Origin of the sequence: Campylobacter sp. P0085 (assembly GCF_002139495.1) — a bacterium.
GTDB classification, from domain to species: domain Bacteria; phylum Campylobacterota; class Campylobacteria; order Campylobacterales; family Campylobacteraceae; genus Campylobacter; species Campylobacter devanensis.
The window spans coordinates 238,035-252,961 of the sequence record NZ_MJKB01000002.1; the positions used below are offsets into that span (position 1 = coordinate 238,035).

At 32.3% G+C, this 14,927-nt stretch carries 19 protein-coding genes; 10 read left to right on the plus strand and 9 right to left on the minus strand.

Annotated features, from left to right (window positions below; translation table 11 throughout):
• Positions 1 to 46: 46 nt before the first annotated feature.
• From CIGNP85_RS03055 to recR, 3 genes are read left to right on the plus strand one after another with little or no spacing between them, the layout of a single operon-like run.
• On the plus strand, positions 47 to 718 hold the full coding sequence (locus CIGNP85_RS03055; protein ID WP_086224376.1) for a response regulator transcription factor: 672 nt from the start codon (positions 47 to 49) through the stop codon (positions 716 to 718).
• On the plus strand, positions 715 to 1,965 hold the full coding sequence (locus CIGNP85_RS03060; protein WP_086229081.1) for an ArsS family sensor histidine kinase: 1,251 nt from the start codon (positions 715 to 717) through the stop codon (positions 1,963 to 1,965). The genes CIGNP85_RS03055 and CIGNP85_RS03060 overlap by 4 nt, the downstream gene beginning before the upstream one ends.
• Positions 1,949 to 2,515 (plus strand): recombination mediator RecR, encoded by a 567-nt coding sequence (gene recR, locus CIGNP85_RS03065; RefSeq protein ID WP_236845585.1) that lies wholly within the window; start codon positions 1,949 to 1,951, stop codon positions 2,513 to 2,515. Before CIGNP85_RS03060 ends, recR begins: the two co-directional genes overlap by 17 nt.
• Here the strand turns inward: recR and CIGNP85_RS03070 are convergent.
• The 9 genes from CIGNP85_RS03070 to gatC are packed head-to-tail and all read right to left on the minus strand — an operon-like array spanning position 2,512 to position 9,743.
• Positions 2,512 to 3,294 carry a shikimate dehydrogenase gene (locus CIGNP85_RS03070; protein WP_086241242.1) on the minus strand — a complete coding sequence of 261 codons (783 nt, stop codon included), beginning with the start codon at positions 3,292 to 3,294 and terminating at the stop codon, positions 2,512 to 2,514. The genes recR and CIGNP85_RS03070 overlap by 4 nt on opposite strands.
• 2 nt (positions 3,295 to 3,296) lie before the next feature.
• Positions 3,297 to 4,058, minus strand: coding sequence for an SPOR domain-containing protein (locus CIGNP85_RS03075; RefSeq protein WP_086286908.1), 762 nt, complete (start codon positions 4,056 to 4,058; stop codon positions 3,297 to 3,299).
• 10 nt (positions 4,059 to 4,068) lie between these two features.
• Positions 4,069 to 4,611 (minus strand): DUF1882 domain-containing protein, encoded by a 543-nt coding sequence (locus tag CIGNP85_RS03080; protein ID WP_086224370.1) that lies wholly within the window; start codon positions 4,609 to 4,611, stop codon positions 4,069 to 4,071.
• Positions 4,611 to 5,855 (minus strand): serine hydroxymethyltransferase, encoded by a 1,245-nt coding sequence (locus CIGNP85_RS03085; protein WP_086286910.1) that lies wholly within the window; start codon positions 5,853 to 5,855, stop codon positions 4,611 to 4,613. The genes CIGNP85_RS03080 and CIGNP85_RS03085 overlap by 1 nt, the downstream gene beginning before the upstream one ends.
• A gap of 9 nt (positions 5,856 to 5,864) precedes the next feature.
• Positions 5,865 to 7,352, minus strand: a complete 1,488-nt coding sequence (gene lysS, locus CIGNP85_RS03090; protein WP_236845586.1) for a lysine--tRNA ligase — start codon at positions 7,350 to 7,352, stop codon at positions 5,865 to 5,867.
• A gap of 3 nt (positions 7,353 to 7,355) precedes the next feature.
• Complete coding sequence (locus tag CIGNP85_RS03095) at positions 7,356 to 7,823, minus strand: Fur family transcriptional regulator (RefSeq protein WP_086224366.1); 468 nt, start codon at positions 7,821 to 7,823, stop codon at positions 7,356 to 7,358.
• Complete coding sequence (locus CIGNP85_RS03100) at positions 7,820 to 8,404, minus strand: CvpA family protein (protein WP_086286915.1); 585 nt, start codon at positions 8,402 to 8,404, stop codon at positions 7,820 to 7,822. The genes CIGNP85_RS03095 and CIGNP85_RS03100 overlap by 4 nt, the downstream gene beginning before the upstream one ends.
• A 13-nt stretch (positions 8,405 to 8,417) precedes the next feature.
• Entirely contained in the window at positions 8,418 to 9,452 is a 1,035-nt protein-coding gene (locus CIGNP85_RS03105) for a type IV pilus twitching motility protein PilT (protein ID WP_179187356.1), read from the minus strand.
• Positions 9,453 to 9,455: 3 nt separating this feature from the next.
• Complete coding sequence (gatC, locus tag CIGNP85_RS08325) at positions 9,456 to 9,743, minus strand: Asp-tRNA(Asn)/Glu-tRNA(Gln) amidotransferase subunit GatC (RefSeq protein ID WP_086224361.1); 288 nt, start codon at positions 9,741 to 9,743, stop codon at positions 9,456 to 9,458.
• Positions 9,744 to 9,905: 162 nt separating this feature from the next.
• Between gatC and CIGNP85_RS03110 the strand changes: the two genes are divergently transcribed.
• The 7 genes from CIGNP85_RS03110 to CIGNP85_RS03140 are packed head-to-tail and all read left to right on the plus strand — an operon-like array spanning position 9,906 to position 14,927.
• Positions 9,906 to 10,463: a hypothetical protein gene (locus tag CIGNP85_RS03110; RefSeq protein ID WP_086234723.1), complete on the plus strand. Its 558-nt coding sequence runs from the start codon at positions 9,906 to 9,908 to the stop codon at positions 10,461 to 10,463.
• Position 10,464: 1 nt separating this feature from the next.
• Positions 10,465 to 11,466 (plus strand): L-seryl-tRNA selenium transferase, encoded by a 1,002-nt coding sequence (locus CIGNP85_RS03115; RefSeq protein WP_086286917.1) that lies wholly within the window; start codon positions 10,465 to 10,467, stop codon positions 11,464 to 11,466.
• A complete protein-coding gene (locus tag CIGNP85_RS03120; protein ID WP_086224357.1) occupies positions 11,466 to 11,792 on the plus strand; it encodes a hypothetical protein in 327 nt (108 codons plus the stop codon). Before CIGNP85_RS03115 ends, CIGNP85_RS03120 begins: the two co-directional genes overlap by 1 nt.
• On the plus strand, positions 11,779 to 12,405 hold the full coding sequence (locus CIGNP85_RS03125) for a type III pantothenate kinase (protein WP_086229088.1): 627 nt from the start codon (positions 11,779 to 11,781) through the stop codon (positions 12,403 to 12,405). Before CIGNP85_RS03120 ends, CIGNP85_RS03125 begins: the two co-directional genes overlap by 14 nt.
• Positions 12,399 to 13,013, plus strand: a complete 615-nt coding sequence (gene hisG / locus CIGNP85_RS03130) for an ATP phosphoribosyltransferase (RefSeq protein ID WP_086233260.1) — start codon at positions 12,399 to 12,401, stop codon at positions 13,011 to 13,013. Before CIGNP85_RS03125 ends, hisG begins: the two co-directional genes overlap by 7 nt.
• A gap of 14 nt (positions 13,014 to 13,027) precedes the next feature.
• Positions 13,028 to 14,131 carry a metallophosphoesterase gene (locus CIGNP85_RS03135; RefSeq protein WP_086286919.1) on the plus strand — a complete coding sequence of 368 codons (1,104 nt, stop codon included), beginning with the start codon at positions 13,028 to 13,030 and terminating at the stop codon, positions 14,129 to 14,131.
• Between the two features lies 1 nt (position 14,132).
• Positions 14,133 to 14,927 (plus strand): phosphatidylserine decarboxylase, encoded by a 795-nt coding sequence (locus CIGNP85_RS03140; RefSeq protein ID WP_086286921.1) that lies wholly within the window; start codon positions 14,133 to 14,135, stop codon positions 14,925 to 14,927.

A 14,927-nucleotide genomic window follows, 5' to 3' on the forward strand; every position in this document is an offset into this window, starting at 1 on the left:
TTAATTTTTGGTATAATAGTGCCAAATTTTATACTAGGAGCCAAATATGATAAATGTATTAATGATAGAAGATGATCCGGAATTTGCTCAAATTTTATCTGAATATTTAATAAAATTTAATATCAAAGTTACAAATTACGAAGATCCATATTTAGGCCTTAGTGCCGGTATCAAAAATTATGATCTTTTGATATTGGATTTGACGCTGCCAGGTATGGATGGGTTAGAGGTTTGTAAAGAGATTAGAGAAAAATATGATATCCCTATCATCATTAGTTCAGCTAGAAGCGATGTAAATGATAGAGTTGTTGGCCTTCAAATTGGCGCTGATGACTACTTGCCAAAGCCATATGACCCAAAAGAGATGCACGCTAGAATTACAAGCTTAATCCGCCGTTATAAAAAGAGCAATGAAACCCAAGAAGAGGTCACAGATACGCTATTTAAAGTAGATGATAAAAGGCATGAGATATCATATAATGGAGCGCCACTTACGCTAACACCAGCCGAATATGAAATTTTAGAATACCTAATCAAACAACATAGCTTTTCAGTATCAAGAGAGCAGTTAGTATATCATTGCAAAAGCCTAAAAGATAAAGATTCTAAAAGCTTAGATGTTATAATCGGTCGCTTAAGAACCAAAATCGGTGATAACTCTAAATCTCCTAAGCATATCTTTTCAGTACGTGGCATAGGGTATAAATTAGTCGGATGAGATACTCTCTAACTACCAAAATCACGATAATTTTCGCTATTGGATTTATCGTGATTTGTACTCTATTTTTTATGTTTTTTAAACTCCAGCATGAACGAATTCTAGAAAAAATCAGCGAAAATCATTACAATTCAATTAGCTGGTTGCTCTCACTATATCAAAAATCTAACATGCCAGAAGACTGGGAGAGATATTTTAAAAATTTTGATCTAGCTTATGTTAAAAATGCAAATTTGCAAAAGGCAATTTTTGACCACGGCACACTAGTTAGTAGAAGCGATACATTAATTGGCATAGTTGATACCATTAGCTACAAAAATAATCTTTATCTACGCATTAAAAATCAAAGCGTAACTATAATTTTAGAATCTACTTTACATAGTGGAAATGATAGCATATTAGCAAGTTTCATAATTGTTATGGCGCTATTTATCTCGCTTTATGTATCGATTTTTAGAAGTCTTGTACCATTAAAAAAACTACGTAGTGATATACGTAAATTTGCAGCTGGTAATATGGATGGAGTTTGCGTAGTCAATTTTTCTAAAGGTAACGATGAGATAAGCGAGGTTGCATATGAATTTAATAACGCAGCATGCAAAATTAAAGATCTCATTATGTCTAGACAATTATTTTTACGCACCATTATGCATGAGTTAAAAACACCAATTGGCAAAGGTAGAATCGTTAGTGAAATGATCGAAGACGACACTCAAAAAGAGCGCTTAATAGCAATTTTTGAGCGACTCAATATCCTAATAAATGAATTTGCTAAAATAGAACAACTTTTAAGTAAAAGCTATAGCTTAGATTATGCTAAATATCGTTTTAGCCTCATATTAGATCAAGCTAAAGATATGATGCTCTTAGATGATTTTAATAGTAATGTTAAAGTTAATTTAAATTCCGATCCGCTTTTAAAAGTAGATTTTCAACTATTCTCTCTTGCTATTAAAAACTTAATAGACAATGCATTAAAATATTCTGATGATAAAAAAGTGCTTATAACATGCGACAATAAGACTATTTCTATAAAAAATCATGGTAAGCCATTAGATCGCTCTATTGAACATTATAAACAAGCCTTTATAAGAGATAATAGCTCAAAAGCTAGTGGAATGGGGCTTGGACTATATATCATAGAACACATATGCTCTATGCATAAATTTAGCTTAGATTATAATTATGCTGATGGATATCATGAATTTTTGATTAAATTTGGAAAATTAGATAATGAAAAAGCTTGAGCAGTTTGATAGACTTGTAGAAGCCTTTGGTAAAATTCCTGGTGTAGGTAAAAAATCAGCGATAAAATACGCTTATTATGTAGCATTACAAGATCCATTTTTTGGGCTAAATTTAGCCCATACAATAGAAAATTCCATTCAGAATCTAAAACATTGTATAATCTGTAGCGGTATTAGCCAAAATGAAATTTGTGATATCTGCAGCGATATCAATCGAAATAGTTCCATAATATGCGTAGTTGAGAGTCCTAAAGATATTCTAACTATAGAAGATTCAAATTCATTTGACGGATTATATTTTGTCTTTAATGATATAAATAGTGTAGAAAATTTAAAAGATATGATTAGTAAATTTAACTCAAAAGAGTTAATTTTTGCTTTTAGCCCAAGTATAAATAGTGATGGTATTATGCTTTATATCGAAGATCAATTAAAGGAATTAGGAATTAGCTTTACAAAAATCGCTCAAGGTATCCCAACTGGAGTAAGTCTAGAAAATGTCGATATGCTCTCATTAACTAAAGCAATAAAAGATAGAAAAGAACTTTAAAGCTCAAACACTCCACGCATTAACTGTGTAATCTTATCTTGATTAAATTTATTATCAAAAAATATATTAAATGCCAAAACCGCTTGATAAAGCAACATATCCCTACCATCTTTGTTTTGTACATTCAACTCATTAGCAAGGCGTAAAAATTGAGTATTTTTATTATAAATAACATCAAAGGCAAATTTTGAATTAGAAAAAATATCACTTAGCAAATGTTTATCACATGGCAATTCATCACCACAAAGCCCTGCTGAAGTGGTATTTACTACCAAATCGTAACTACTTGGAGTAAAATTTGTATGAGTATGGAATTTATAGTTATTAAACTGTTCGCTTTTATCGCTTCGGTTTAAAATCTCAACGTCCACTCCGCTAAGATCTAAAATATATGCAAGTGCTTTAGCAGTTCCACCAGCACCTAATATTAGCGCCTTATTAATTTTGCCAAATTCAGCAATTGCCATCATAAATCCAGGTGCATCGGTATTATAACCTTTAATCTTATCACCTATGCGAACTAATGTATTAATCGAGCCAATCTCCTTTGCGATACTATCAAGCTCATCGCAAAGGTTGATTACTGACTCTTTAAATGGAACGGTGATATTTGCCCCTTGAAGGTTATATTTTTTAAATTTATCAATTATATCACCACCTTGCTCTAGTAAAATCCTACCATATATTCCATTTATACCTAATCCGCAAAGCGCACTATTATGAAGCCTTGGCGAGATAGAATGCGATACAGGATTACCAAAAAGAGCAAAATATTTCATTATTATTTAACCCTATAAACAAAGGCGCCACTTGAGACATCTTGGCGTATTTTTTGAATATTTGATTCAATGTTAGAACCAAATGGACCAATTAGAATTTTTACTACTTTGTTACCATTTACAACAACTTCATGAGTTGTGTATTTATAGCCATTAGCTGTAATTCTTTTAATCAAAGCACTATTTCTATCGAGTTTAGATACAGATGCAACTTGAATATATGTTCCCTTAGCTAGGCCGTTTGTAGTAGCTGGCTCTTTTTTAGGTTCTACCTTTTTAACTGGTTCTACATTTTTAGCTGGCTCTTTTTTAGGTTCTACATTTTTAACTGGTTCTTTTTTGTTATCTTTAACAGCTGGAGCAGTTGCACCAAATGGCTCTTCAACTTTTGGAGGTAGCACTGGCACAATCATACTAGGTGTAGTATCCATAGCAGCTTGAGCATTTTTATACTCATTTACTATATTTTCAAAACTCTCTTTAGAATTTGAATTATCACTAACAATTGGCACTTGTTCAAAAAGGTCATTTGAGCCACTATTATCTGATGTATTAGCAGGCAACTCAGCAGGTAGTAACAGACTATCAGATATATCGTTACCCTTTTTAGTCTCATTTGAATTTAAAAACTTCACAACAATCAATACTACAACAAAAATAATAACTAGCAACGCCACACCAATTAAAATTTTGCGTATACCACCAGACTTTTCCTCTTCGTTTTTATCTAGCAAGATATCTTGTAAATTATTATTTTCTTCCATAATTTATCCTTTACATATGTTTTGACCAGCTAGCACCACGTTCTTTTTGATAGAGCTCATATGGCAAGGCTAGAATATTATACTCTAATGGCATATCCATAGTAGGAAACATTCTCCACTCTTGAGGTAACTTTTGTGATAGCATCACTGATAGTTTATTAGCTATTTGACACCCTTCCATAAAGGTTGTATGACCTTTATGGACGTATAGATGTAAATGACCAGGGGTTTTGGTCTCATAAGCTGTGAAATTTATAAACCCTTCTTCTCTTAGTAGTAGCTGAGCCCTATGCCAAAAGCGTTCAGGCATTCTGCCATTATAGTCAAAAACAATATTTTCAACCTTATTTAACCTATTGATCAAAGAGTGTGCTACAATTATTTTACGCTCAGCATGTTCTCTTTGTATTGCTAGGCTAAGCGGTTCATCTACTCTTTCAAATTTATCAAAAAAATACCTACCCTTATGCTCAATCTTTTTTACAGTTAGATCACGCTTGATATAGTAGTGATCTGTAATCATCTTAATAAGCGATAAATCCATACGCTGCATTAGAATGTCGCTTTATTATAGATGATAAATTGATGAGCTAAATCTTTTAATTCGGCTGCGATTTTGCGTTGTTTATCAAGATTATTTATATCATCTAATACATCAGCAATGCGATTTGCAATTAACTCAAATTCAGTCTCTTTCATACCTCTAGCAGTAAGCGCTGGGCTACCCACTCTAATACCGCTTGTTATAAATGGACTTCTAATTTCGCCTGGGACTGTATTTTTATTTACCGTAATTCCTGCATTACCTAAAGCTATATCTGCATCTTTACCGCTAAAATCTTTATTTAAGAAACTAACAAGTACAAGGTGATTATCAGTACCGCCACTTACTAGATCATATCCACGGCTAATTAAAACTTCACCAAGTTTTTTAGCATTTGCTTTGACTTGTTTGGCATATACTTTCCACTCATCACTTAAATTATGCTTAAAGCCTACAGCCTTACCAGCTATAACATGCATTAATGGCCCACCTTGAATTCCTGGGAATATAGAGCTATTGATCTTTTTAGCAAATTCCTCATCGTTTGTCATGATGATACCGCCTCTTGGGCCTCTTAGAGTTTTATGTGTTGTGGAGCTTACTACATGGCAATGCGGAAATGGATGAGCATGCTCGCCAGCTACAACTAACCCCGCTATGTGCGCCACATCAGCAAATAAATACGCACCTACGCTATCAGCAATCTCTCTAAATCGCTTAAAATCTATCTCTCTAGTATAGGCACTCGCACCGCAAACTATCATCTTTGGTTTAACAATATTTGCAATATCAGCTACCTTATCATAGTTGATTCTACCATCTAGCTCAACACCATAAAAAAAACTCTCATAATACTTACCAGAGCTTGAAACCTTAGCACCGTGAGTTAAGTGACCACCATGGCTTAAATCCATACCTAAAATCTTATCACCTGGCTTTAAAAATGCTCCATAAACACCTTGATTTGCTTGGCTACCGCTATTTGGCTGAACATTAGCAAATTCACAACCAAAGAGTTTTTTACATCTATCAATTGCAATCTGCTCAATTTCATCTACAAATTCACAACCACCATAATATCTCTTACCAGGATACCCTTCGGCATATTTATTAGTCAAAATAGAACCCATAACTTCCATAACTTCAGGATATGTAAAATTCTCACTAGCAATCATCTCCAAATGATCGCACTGACGCTCAAGCTCTTTATTTAAAAGAGCGTAAATCTCTTTATCATAACTTTCTAAATTCATATTTACTCCTTAATTTTTTGGTTTCATCGCTGGAAATAATATAACATCGCGAATTGATTTTTTATTTAATAGTAGCATTACCAACCTATCAACACCAAGACCCCAACCAACAGTTGGTGCCATACCATATCCAAGAGCCCTACAATAATCCTCATCCATCTCATGAGCTTCATCATTGCCAGCATCTTTGCTCTGTATTTGAGCCTTAAATCTCTCATATTGATCAACTGGATCATTAAGCTCATTAAATGCATTTGCTAATTCTCGACCAGCGATAAATAGCTCAAATCTCTCTGCGATTTCAGGATTTTCATCACTTCTTCTTGAAAGTGGTGAAATTGAAATAGGAAAATCTGTTATAAATGTAGGATTAATTAGTTTACTTTCAACATAATTATCAAAAAGTTCAGCTTGTAAATGACCAAGATCTAACTTATTATTTGCTTCAAATTTATCCTCTTTTAATTTAGCCAATATCTTCTCTTTATCGCTTATAATTTCTCTATCTAATCCACCAATTTCTACAAGTGCATCAAGATATTTAATCCTTTTAAATGGCTTAGAAAAATCGATATTTTGACCATCAAATTCGATTATTTTATCCAAATTTAATTTATCAAGTAGTGTCGCAAATAACTCTTCAGTCAGATCCATAACCTCAAAATAATCATGCCAAGCCCAATAAAACTCAATACTAGTAAATTCAGGATTGTGAGTTAAATCCATTCCTTCATTTCTAAAGCAACGATTCATCTCAAATACCGCTTCCATACCACCTACGATAAGCCTTTTGAGATAAAGCTCTGGGGCGATTTTAAGATATCTATCTACGCCTAATGCGTTATGATGGGTGATAAATGGTTTGGCATTAGCCCCGCCTGCTATCGGATGCATCATAGGCGTCTCAACTTCTAAAAATCCACGCTCTTCAAAAAACCTTCTAATAGTGCTAATAATAATTGAACGCTTAAGAAAATCACTCCTTACATCCCTATCCATAATCATATCTAGGTATCTTTGGCGATATCTTGTCTCTATATCAGTTAATCCATGAAATTTCTCAGGTAATGGAGATATAGCCTTAGTAGCAAGAGTGATATGGCTTGCATGTAGGCTAAATTCGCCTGTTTGGGTGATAAAAGCATAGCCTTTAATAAGGATTATATCACCAACTTCAAGATTTTTTTTGAATTTAGTATAATCCTCCTCGCCTATACTAGCTAATGAGTAATAAATTTGGATATTATCGCTCTCATCTTCTATATTGGCAAATGTTGATTTCCCAGCTACTCTTTTTAGTTTTATTCTACCAGATATAACTACCTCTTCTTGGGCTTTTCTCTCACCTTCAGGAAGTTCTTTTATATATCCAAATTTGCTCTTAAACTCAGAAATATTCATCTCTCTTTTTAAGAAATGCGGATAAGGGCTAACTCCCATTTGTCGTAACTCATCAGCCTTAGCTAGACGAGTTAATTCTAATTCAGTATCAAAAATCAATTAAATTCCTTTTATCTTTTGTTTATTACATTCACTACAAACACCATATAGTTGCATAATATGGCCAGTAAGCTTAAAGCCATGCTCTTTAGCAATTGCTAGCTGGCGCTTTTCTATAATCTGGTCTTCAAACTCAACTATCACACCACACTGCCTACAGATCATATGGTCGTGATGAGGCTTATTGGCTAGTTCAAATTTCTTACCCTGCACACCAAAACTAATTGATGTTACCATACCTGATTCTTCAAGTAAATTTAGACTTCTATAAACTGTAGCAATACCGACATTTAGCCCTGGATGACGTTCTTTGATATACAAATATAACTGCTCTGGGGTAAAATGCTCACTATTATTATATAATGTTTGTAAAAGTACTTCACGCTGTTTGGTATATTTTAAACCATTATCTCGTAATACTCTCTTAAATCTCTCTAGCAACGCATCATATTCAATATTTTCTATCATTGCTCCACCTTAGTTAAATTTTCTTCTACCCCCTCAGCGCTATCTAAAAGCTCAGGAACGACAATCTGACCACTCTCTACACTCTCTTTAACTTTACTAACATCCATTGCCATAATAAATTGACCAGCACTTAATAATATTGGATAAACCTTACTACCTTCAAAAAATGGAGATATTTTTTGATTTAATACTGAAATTTTTGATACAATCGCAACTAAAATAGCAAGAACTAAAAATATCTTTGCTGCTCCAACAAAAAATCCCAATAATCTATCCACAAATCCCAATCCGCTCATTTTTAACATCTTTGATAGTAGATTACCAAGCATCAAACATACAAACCAAAATACTAATAAAGCAAACAAAAATCCAAAGAAAAATTCTGCCGAATCACTGAGTTGATATATATAAAGACTTATTAAATCTCCAACTAAATTTGCATTTCTACTAGCGATAATCACACCACCAATAATACCTATAAGGCCAAAAACTTCCTTAATAAGGCCATTTATAATACCCTTAATTCCTAAAATAATCACTACAGCGATAATAATAATATCAAACCAAGTAATAAAATCCATCAATTTTTCTCCATTAATTTAAATTTGTCGCATTAAATTGCATCGCAATATCTTTTGTTATTATATTTTCATCTAGTGCTTTTTGTATCTCATTTGCCATAATTCTCATACCACTTTGCGAGCTACCAAGTTGCATTTGAGAGAGGATTTGATGAATTTTCCCCTCTCTTATTAAATTTGAAATTGCGATATTGTTTAGCATAATCTCAAAAAGCGCAACCCTACCTCCACCAATTTTTGGAAGTAAATTTTGAGAAATTACAGCTATTAATGATGAGGCTAAAGAGCTTTTGATATATGCTTGATCACTTGTAGCAAAACTATCTATTATTCTATTTATAGAGCTTACAGCTGAGTTTGTATGTAGTGTTGCAAAGACCAAATGCCCTGTTTGAGCCGCTTCAATAGTCATTTCCATAGTCTCTTTATCACGCATCTCTCCAACTAAAATCACATCTGGATCCTCTCTAAGAGCATATTTTAACGCTCGTGAAAATGAGCTTGTATCGCTTCCAACATTTCTATGCGAAAATAGTGAGTTTTTGCTAGTATGAATAAATTCTACTGGATCTTCAATAGTAATGATGTGTTTATTTTGACTCTGATTTATCTCATTTAAAATTGCTGCTAGCGTAGTACTTTTGCCACTTCCTGTAGCTCCAGTTATTAGAATTAGCCCCTTTTGTTTCTTAGCTAAATCAAATAATATATCGGGTGCGCAAATATCATCGAGTGTTGGTATCTCTAGCGGTATAGTACGAAATGCAGCCGAAAGCTCACCATTCATAGTATAATAATAATTTACTCTAAATCTACTATTGCCAAGATCAATAGAAAAATCAAGCTCTTTAAATTTTTTTAATTCAGCTTTTTGCTCTTCATCTATAAGTGGTAGGCAAATTTCTTCTATATCATTTGGTGTTAGAACTACATTTCCTGTAGAAACTAGCTCTCCATCAATTCTAATCTTTGGCATACTTCTAGCTACTAGGTGTAAATCACTAGCTTTCTTATCTATTACCAAATCAAGCAAAGATCTTATAGCCATATTCTACTCGATAATTTTTGGAACTTCAAAACTTTTGCCCTGTTTTTGTGGAGCATTTTGTAAAATTATATCTATTACATCACTCTTGCGTGGTTCATCATCTCTAAGTGGAGTTCCACCGCTTACAGTACTTACTGCAGCTTCTATGCCATCTAAATTTAACTCATTTAAAACATCAACAAAATCGACAATCTTGCTAAGTTGACCCTTAAACTCTTCACGCTTATCATCCGGAATCTTTAGTGCGCTTAATTTCTCTAATTTTTCAAGCATTTTATCGTCAATTTGCACAGTTTCACCCCAAATTTAAAATTTTTGAGCGATTATATCATAAGTTTTCTTAGATAGAAATTATCAATATTAGGAACTTTTTAATAATTACCTTTTTATTTGTTAGATTTAAGATAATTTATGATAAAATTAGCAAATTTTTTATTTTTAAAGGATATTACTTTGGCAGTTAAAGAGAATATTGACTATATTAAAAATGAGATTAGCTCTCAAGAACAACTATTAGAAAGCGCTATAAAAAGTGAGAGATTTTTTAAACGCAATAAAAAGAGCTTTATCGCTGCAGGAATTGTTATAGTTATTGCGCTTGTTGGTTATAGCATATCAAATGCTTTACAAGAAGCTAGTAAAGCAGAAGTTAATAAAGCCTATAATACCTTAATAAATCACCCAGATGATAGTAATGCAAAACAAATTTTAATATCTAAAAACCCATCTTTATATGCTCTTTTTGTAATTAAAACAGCTGATTTAAACTCAACTACAATTATAGATGAGGCGATCAATTTAGAGATCGATCCGCTTTTAAAAGAAATTTTAGTAAATTTAAAAGGCCAAGAATCGGCTAAAATTTTATCAAATTATAATGCTTTAATCGATGGTTATGAACTATTAAAAGATGGTAAAACCGATGCTGCAAAGGCTGAATTTGCAAAAATTCCTCTTAATTCACCACTTCAACAAATTGCTAAAAATTTAGAGCATTATCAAGGAAAATAGTATGAATTACAAAGCTTATATTCTATCATCTTTAATACTTTTTATACTTGTTGGTTGTTATACTAAAAGAGAGTATTATAAACCTGAGAGTGTATCTAGAAATATAGAATTTACTGGCTCATTAAGCTCAGCCATTCAACAAACTAGCAAATATGGTGCTGTATTAAAAAATGGTAGTGTGCTGCTAAAAAGTGGAAAGATTATAGAGCTAAATTTGCTTAAAGATGATAACTTTTTAGGAGAGTATCAAGATAAGCTTTTAGTTGCTAATATTGATGGCTCATTTAAAGTATTAGTTGATAAAGATGAGTATTACACAAATAAATTTAACACTCGCATAGTCTCAGCCTCTATAAATGATAATCATCTAGCTGCTCTAAGTGCTGATAATACTATATACCTTATTGATATGATTAGTGATACAATTCTTTTGGAGTATAATATCGGTATAACCTATGCAATCGATGCAAAGATGGCAAATCCAATATTTCTAAACTCAATTATAGTATATCCAACACTTGATGGTAAAATTATGATTGTTGATAGAGCTAATGGAAGAATTTTACGTGATGCAGTTGTTAGTAGTGAGCCGTTTTTTAATAATATTATATTTCTTGATTTGCTAGGCGATAAAATGTTTGCAGCGAGCGCTACAAAATTTATGGCAATTGACCCTAATGGTGTTAAATATTATGATGGCCAAATAAAAGATGTTTTAATTTACTCTGGTAAAATTTATATTTTCTTAAAAGATGGAGTGGTAGAGATTTTAGATTTGGAGCTAAATAAAATTGGCAGTCAAAACTTTAAATTTGCCATATTTGCAGGTGCAATTCCACAAGATGATAAGCTATATATCTTTGAAAAAACCGGATATATGTTTATAACAGATCTAAATTTACAAAATACTCAAGTAATTGAGCTAGACTCAGAAATTAGCAAAAAAAGCTTCACAGGTGCGGACGCTTTCTACTATGATAATGAGATACTAAAATTAAAATAATGGATAATAGAATTTGTAATATTTTTAACCAGCGTAAAATTTTACTTAAAAATTTACGCACTCTTGATATTAAAGAATTTAGTAAAAAGCGTAATTATCAGCTATTTTTAGGAATAGATAAAAGCGGATTTTATAATCTTATCTTTTTTAGGGATTCAAAAAGTAGATTTGTGAGTAAAGAACTTGAGGAGCTAAGAGAAATTAGCGAACTTGTTAAGAGGAAATTTGATACAAACATAGTTAAATTTGGACTTTTTTACAGCTCGCCGATCTGTTCAAAGGTTCTAAAATCAAATTCAGATTGGAAATTTTATGATTTTATGTGATATTGGAAATACAAATGCCTCATTTTTTGATGGTAGAAGAGTTTGGAATTTAACCATTGATGAATTTATGGCTTATGAGCCAACAGAAAAAATTTACTACATTAATGTAAATGATAAAGCTGAACAAAAACTTTTAAACCATTTATTTATCGATATTTCATCATATATTAAGTTAAATAGCACATATATTGGTTTAGGCATTGATAGGGCTGCTGTATGCTATGCTATAAATAATGGCCTAATTGTAGATGCTGGAAGTGCTATAACTCTTGATTTAATGGCAAATGGTTGTCATATTGGTGGTTTTATAATTCCTGGGATATCTACAACACTTAAAAGTTTGCAAAATATCTCACCACGACTAAATTTGCCACTAAATACAAATATAGATCTAGATTGCCTACCACAACGCACACAAGATGCTATCAGCTATGGAATAATCAAACCAATTGTAAGTTTAATTAGCGATTTTTCAAGCCAAAAAACGATATATTTTACTGGCGGAGATGGGGAGTTTTTGTCTAAGTTTTTCTCTCAAGCTATCTATGATAGAATGCTAATATTTCGTGGTATGCAAAGAGCGATAAATGAAAATAAGGAGATTTTATGCTAAGTGTAGCATTACCAAAGGGTAGAATTGCTGAGCAGACTTTAGAAATTTTTAGCAAAATTTTTGGAAGTGAGTTTAAATTTGAAGATAGAAAACTCATTATGACAAAGGGCGAATTTAAATTTCTAATGGTGCGAAATCAAGATATCCCAACTTATATCACCGAAGGTGCTGCAGATATCGGTGTAGTCGGACTTGATGTATTAGAAGAGCATAGATGCGATGTGCTTAGATTGCTTGATCTTGGACTTGGGCGATGCAAGGTTTGCATTGGTATTAAAGAAAACCAAAGACTAGACTATAGCAAACCAGAGCTAAAAATTGCTACAAAAATGCCAAATATTACCAAAAATTATTTTGACCAAAAAGCGATTGCAGTTAAGATTATTAAACTTTATGGTTCTATTGAGCTAGCTCCACTTGTTGGACTTAGCGATGCTATTGTGGATATTGTTGAAACTGGCACTACAATGAGACAAAATGGCCTAAAAGTAGCCGAAGAAATAATGACTAGTAGCGCTCATTTGATTGCTAATAAAAATAGTTTTATAACTAAACGTGATGAAATTTTATCACTTTATCATCAGATAAATAGTATAATCCAAAACTAAATTTAAGGCAAAATATGAGTCCATATATTTTTATTCCACTATCTACGCTGATTTTTTTGGGAATAAATTTATATACTTATAAACGTCTTAAACAAAACTTGATATTGGTCAAATTTAAATGGAGTTTACGAGTAGTTTTTGGGTTAATATTTTTATTTGAAGTAGCCTATTTTATATCTATTAAAAGCTCTCCACTACCATCGCTAATCTATCAGATTTCTATCATCTGTATTGGCGTGAGCTTTATGCTTTTTTGTACCATTTTACCATTTCATATTGCACTACTTTTTATTAGTAAACTTAGTAAAAATTCTCAAAAAATTGCCAAATTTATAATAGATATCTGTGTAATTTTTGGCTTTTTTATGTATATTATAGTAGGTGCTTATAATGCTAATTTTAACACTATTATTACTACCAAAGAAATAAAGATTAAAAATCTTAAAACTCCGCTCAATTTAGCCATAATTACTGATGTGCATATCGGACAATTTTATCAAAAAGATTTTATGGCCAGCCTTGTTGATAGGATAAATTTACTCCGTCCAGATGCTTTGCTAATCGTAGGCGATTTGGTTGATTTAAAAAGCGATGAGTTAAAAGACTTTCTTGAACCACTCAAAGGTGTTCAGAGCAAATTTGGTACTTTTATGGTTGTTGGAAATCACGAATATTATCATGGCCTTAGTGGGTTATTGGATAAATTTAAAGAGCTTGGAATTAAGGTTTTAGAAAATGAAAATCTTAATATTGGTGGAGTAAATTTAGCTGGTGTTTATGATATTACAGGCTTTAAAATGGGTGAGTTTATTCCTGATTTTGTCAATGTATTTAATGGCATTAATCCAAATTTACCTACAATTTTGCTTACTCATCAGCCTCGTTCACTCAAATATTTAAAACGCGATGTAGATCTGGTTATTTGTGGACATACGCATGGTGGGCAGATTTTTCCATTTTCGCTCCTAGTATGGCTAAATCAAAAATATGTCTATGGATTATATAATATCAATAATAATATGCAATTATATGTTAGCAGTGGCGCTGGGCTTTGGGGGCCACCTTTTAGAGTTGGATCAAATAGTGAAATAGTATATTTAAAGCTTTTGGGAGATTAATATGGATTATAATAAATTTTCAAACTACTTTGGCCTGATAGCACACTATAAATTTCCAAAATTACTTCAAAATGCTATAAATAACTGGTATGTTAAAAAATTTCAAATAGATATGAGTGAGTTTAATCCCATTAGTAGCTATGATAGCTTAAACGCCCTATTTACAAGAGAGTTAAACTCTCCAAGAGCACTTGGCGATGGATTTGTTTCACCAAGCGATGGATTGTGCTTTGAGTGTCAAAAAGGTGATAATCTAAAAGCTTATAGCATCAAATCCAAAAGCTATAGCGTAGATGAGTTACTAGGTAAATCTCTTGAAAAAGGCGAGTTAGATGGTGAGTTTGACTATCTAAATATCTATCTATCACCACGAGATTACCATCACTATCACGCACCTTGCGATATGGAAATTATAAGTCTAAACTACACCCCTGGAACGCTTTTTAGCGTAGCTAGAAGCGCCCTTTTAAAACATGATAATCTATACGCTAGAAATGAAAGAGTTGTATTAAAAGCAAGATTAGCTAATGATAAATTAATCTGGATGGTATTTGTAGGCGCTTTAAATGTAGGAAAGATGAAATTTGATTTTGAACCAAGAGTTAGCACCAATTCAAATTTATCTCCCGCTTTTTATAATTACAATAATTTAAGCTTAAAAAAAGGCGAACATATAGGCAATTTTGAGCTAGGCTCAACCATTGTTATAATCAGTCAAAATGGTGCTATAAACTACCAAATAAAAAGAGATATGACTCTAAAACAAGCCCAAAGCATAGCCCAAATAATAGGCTAA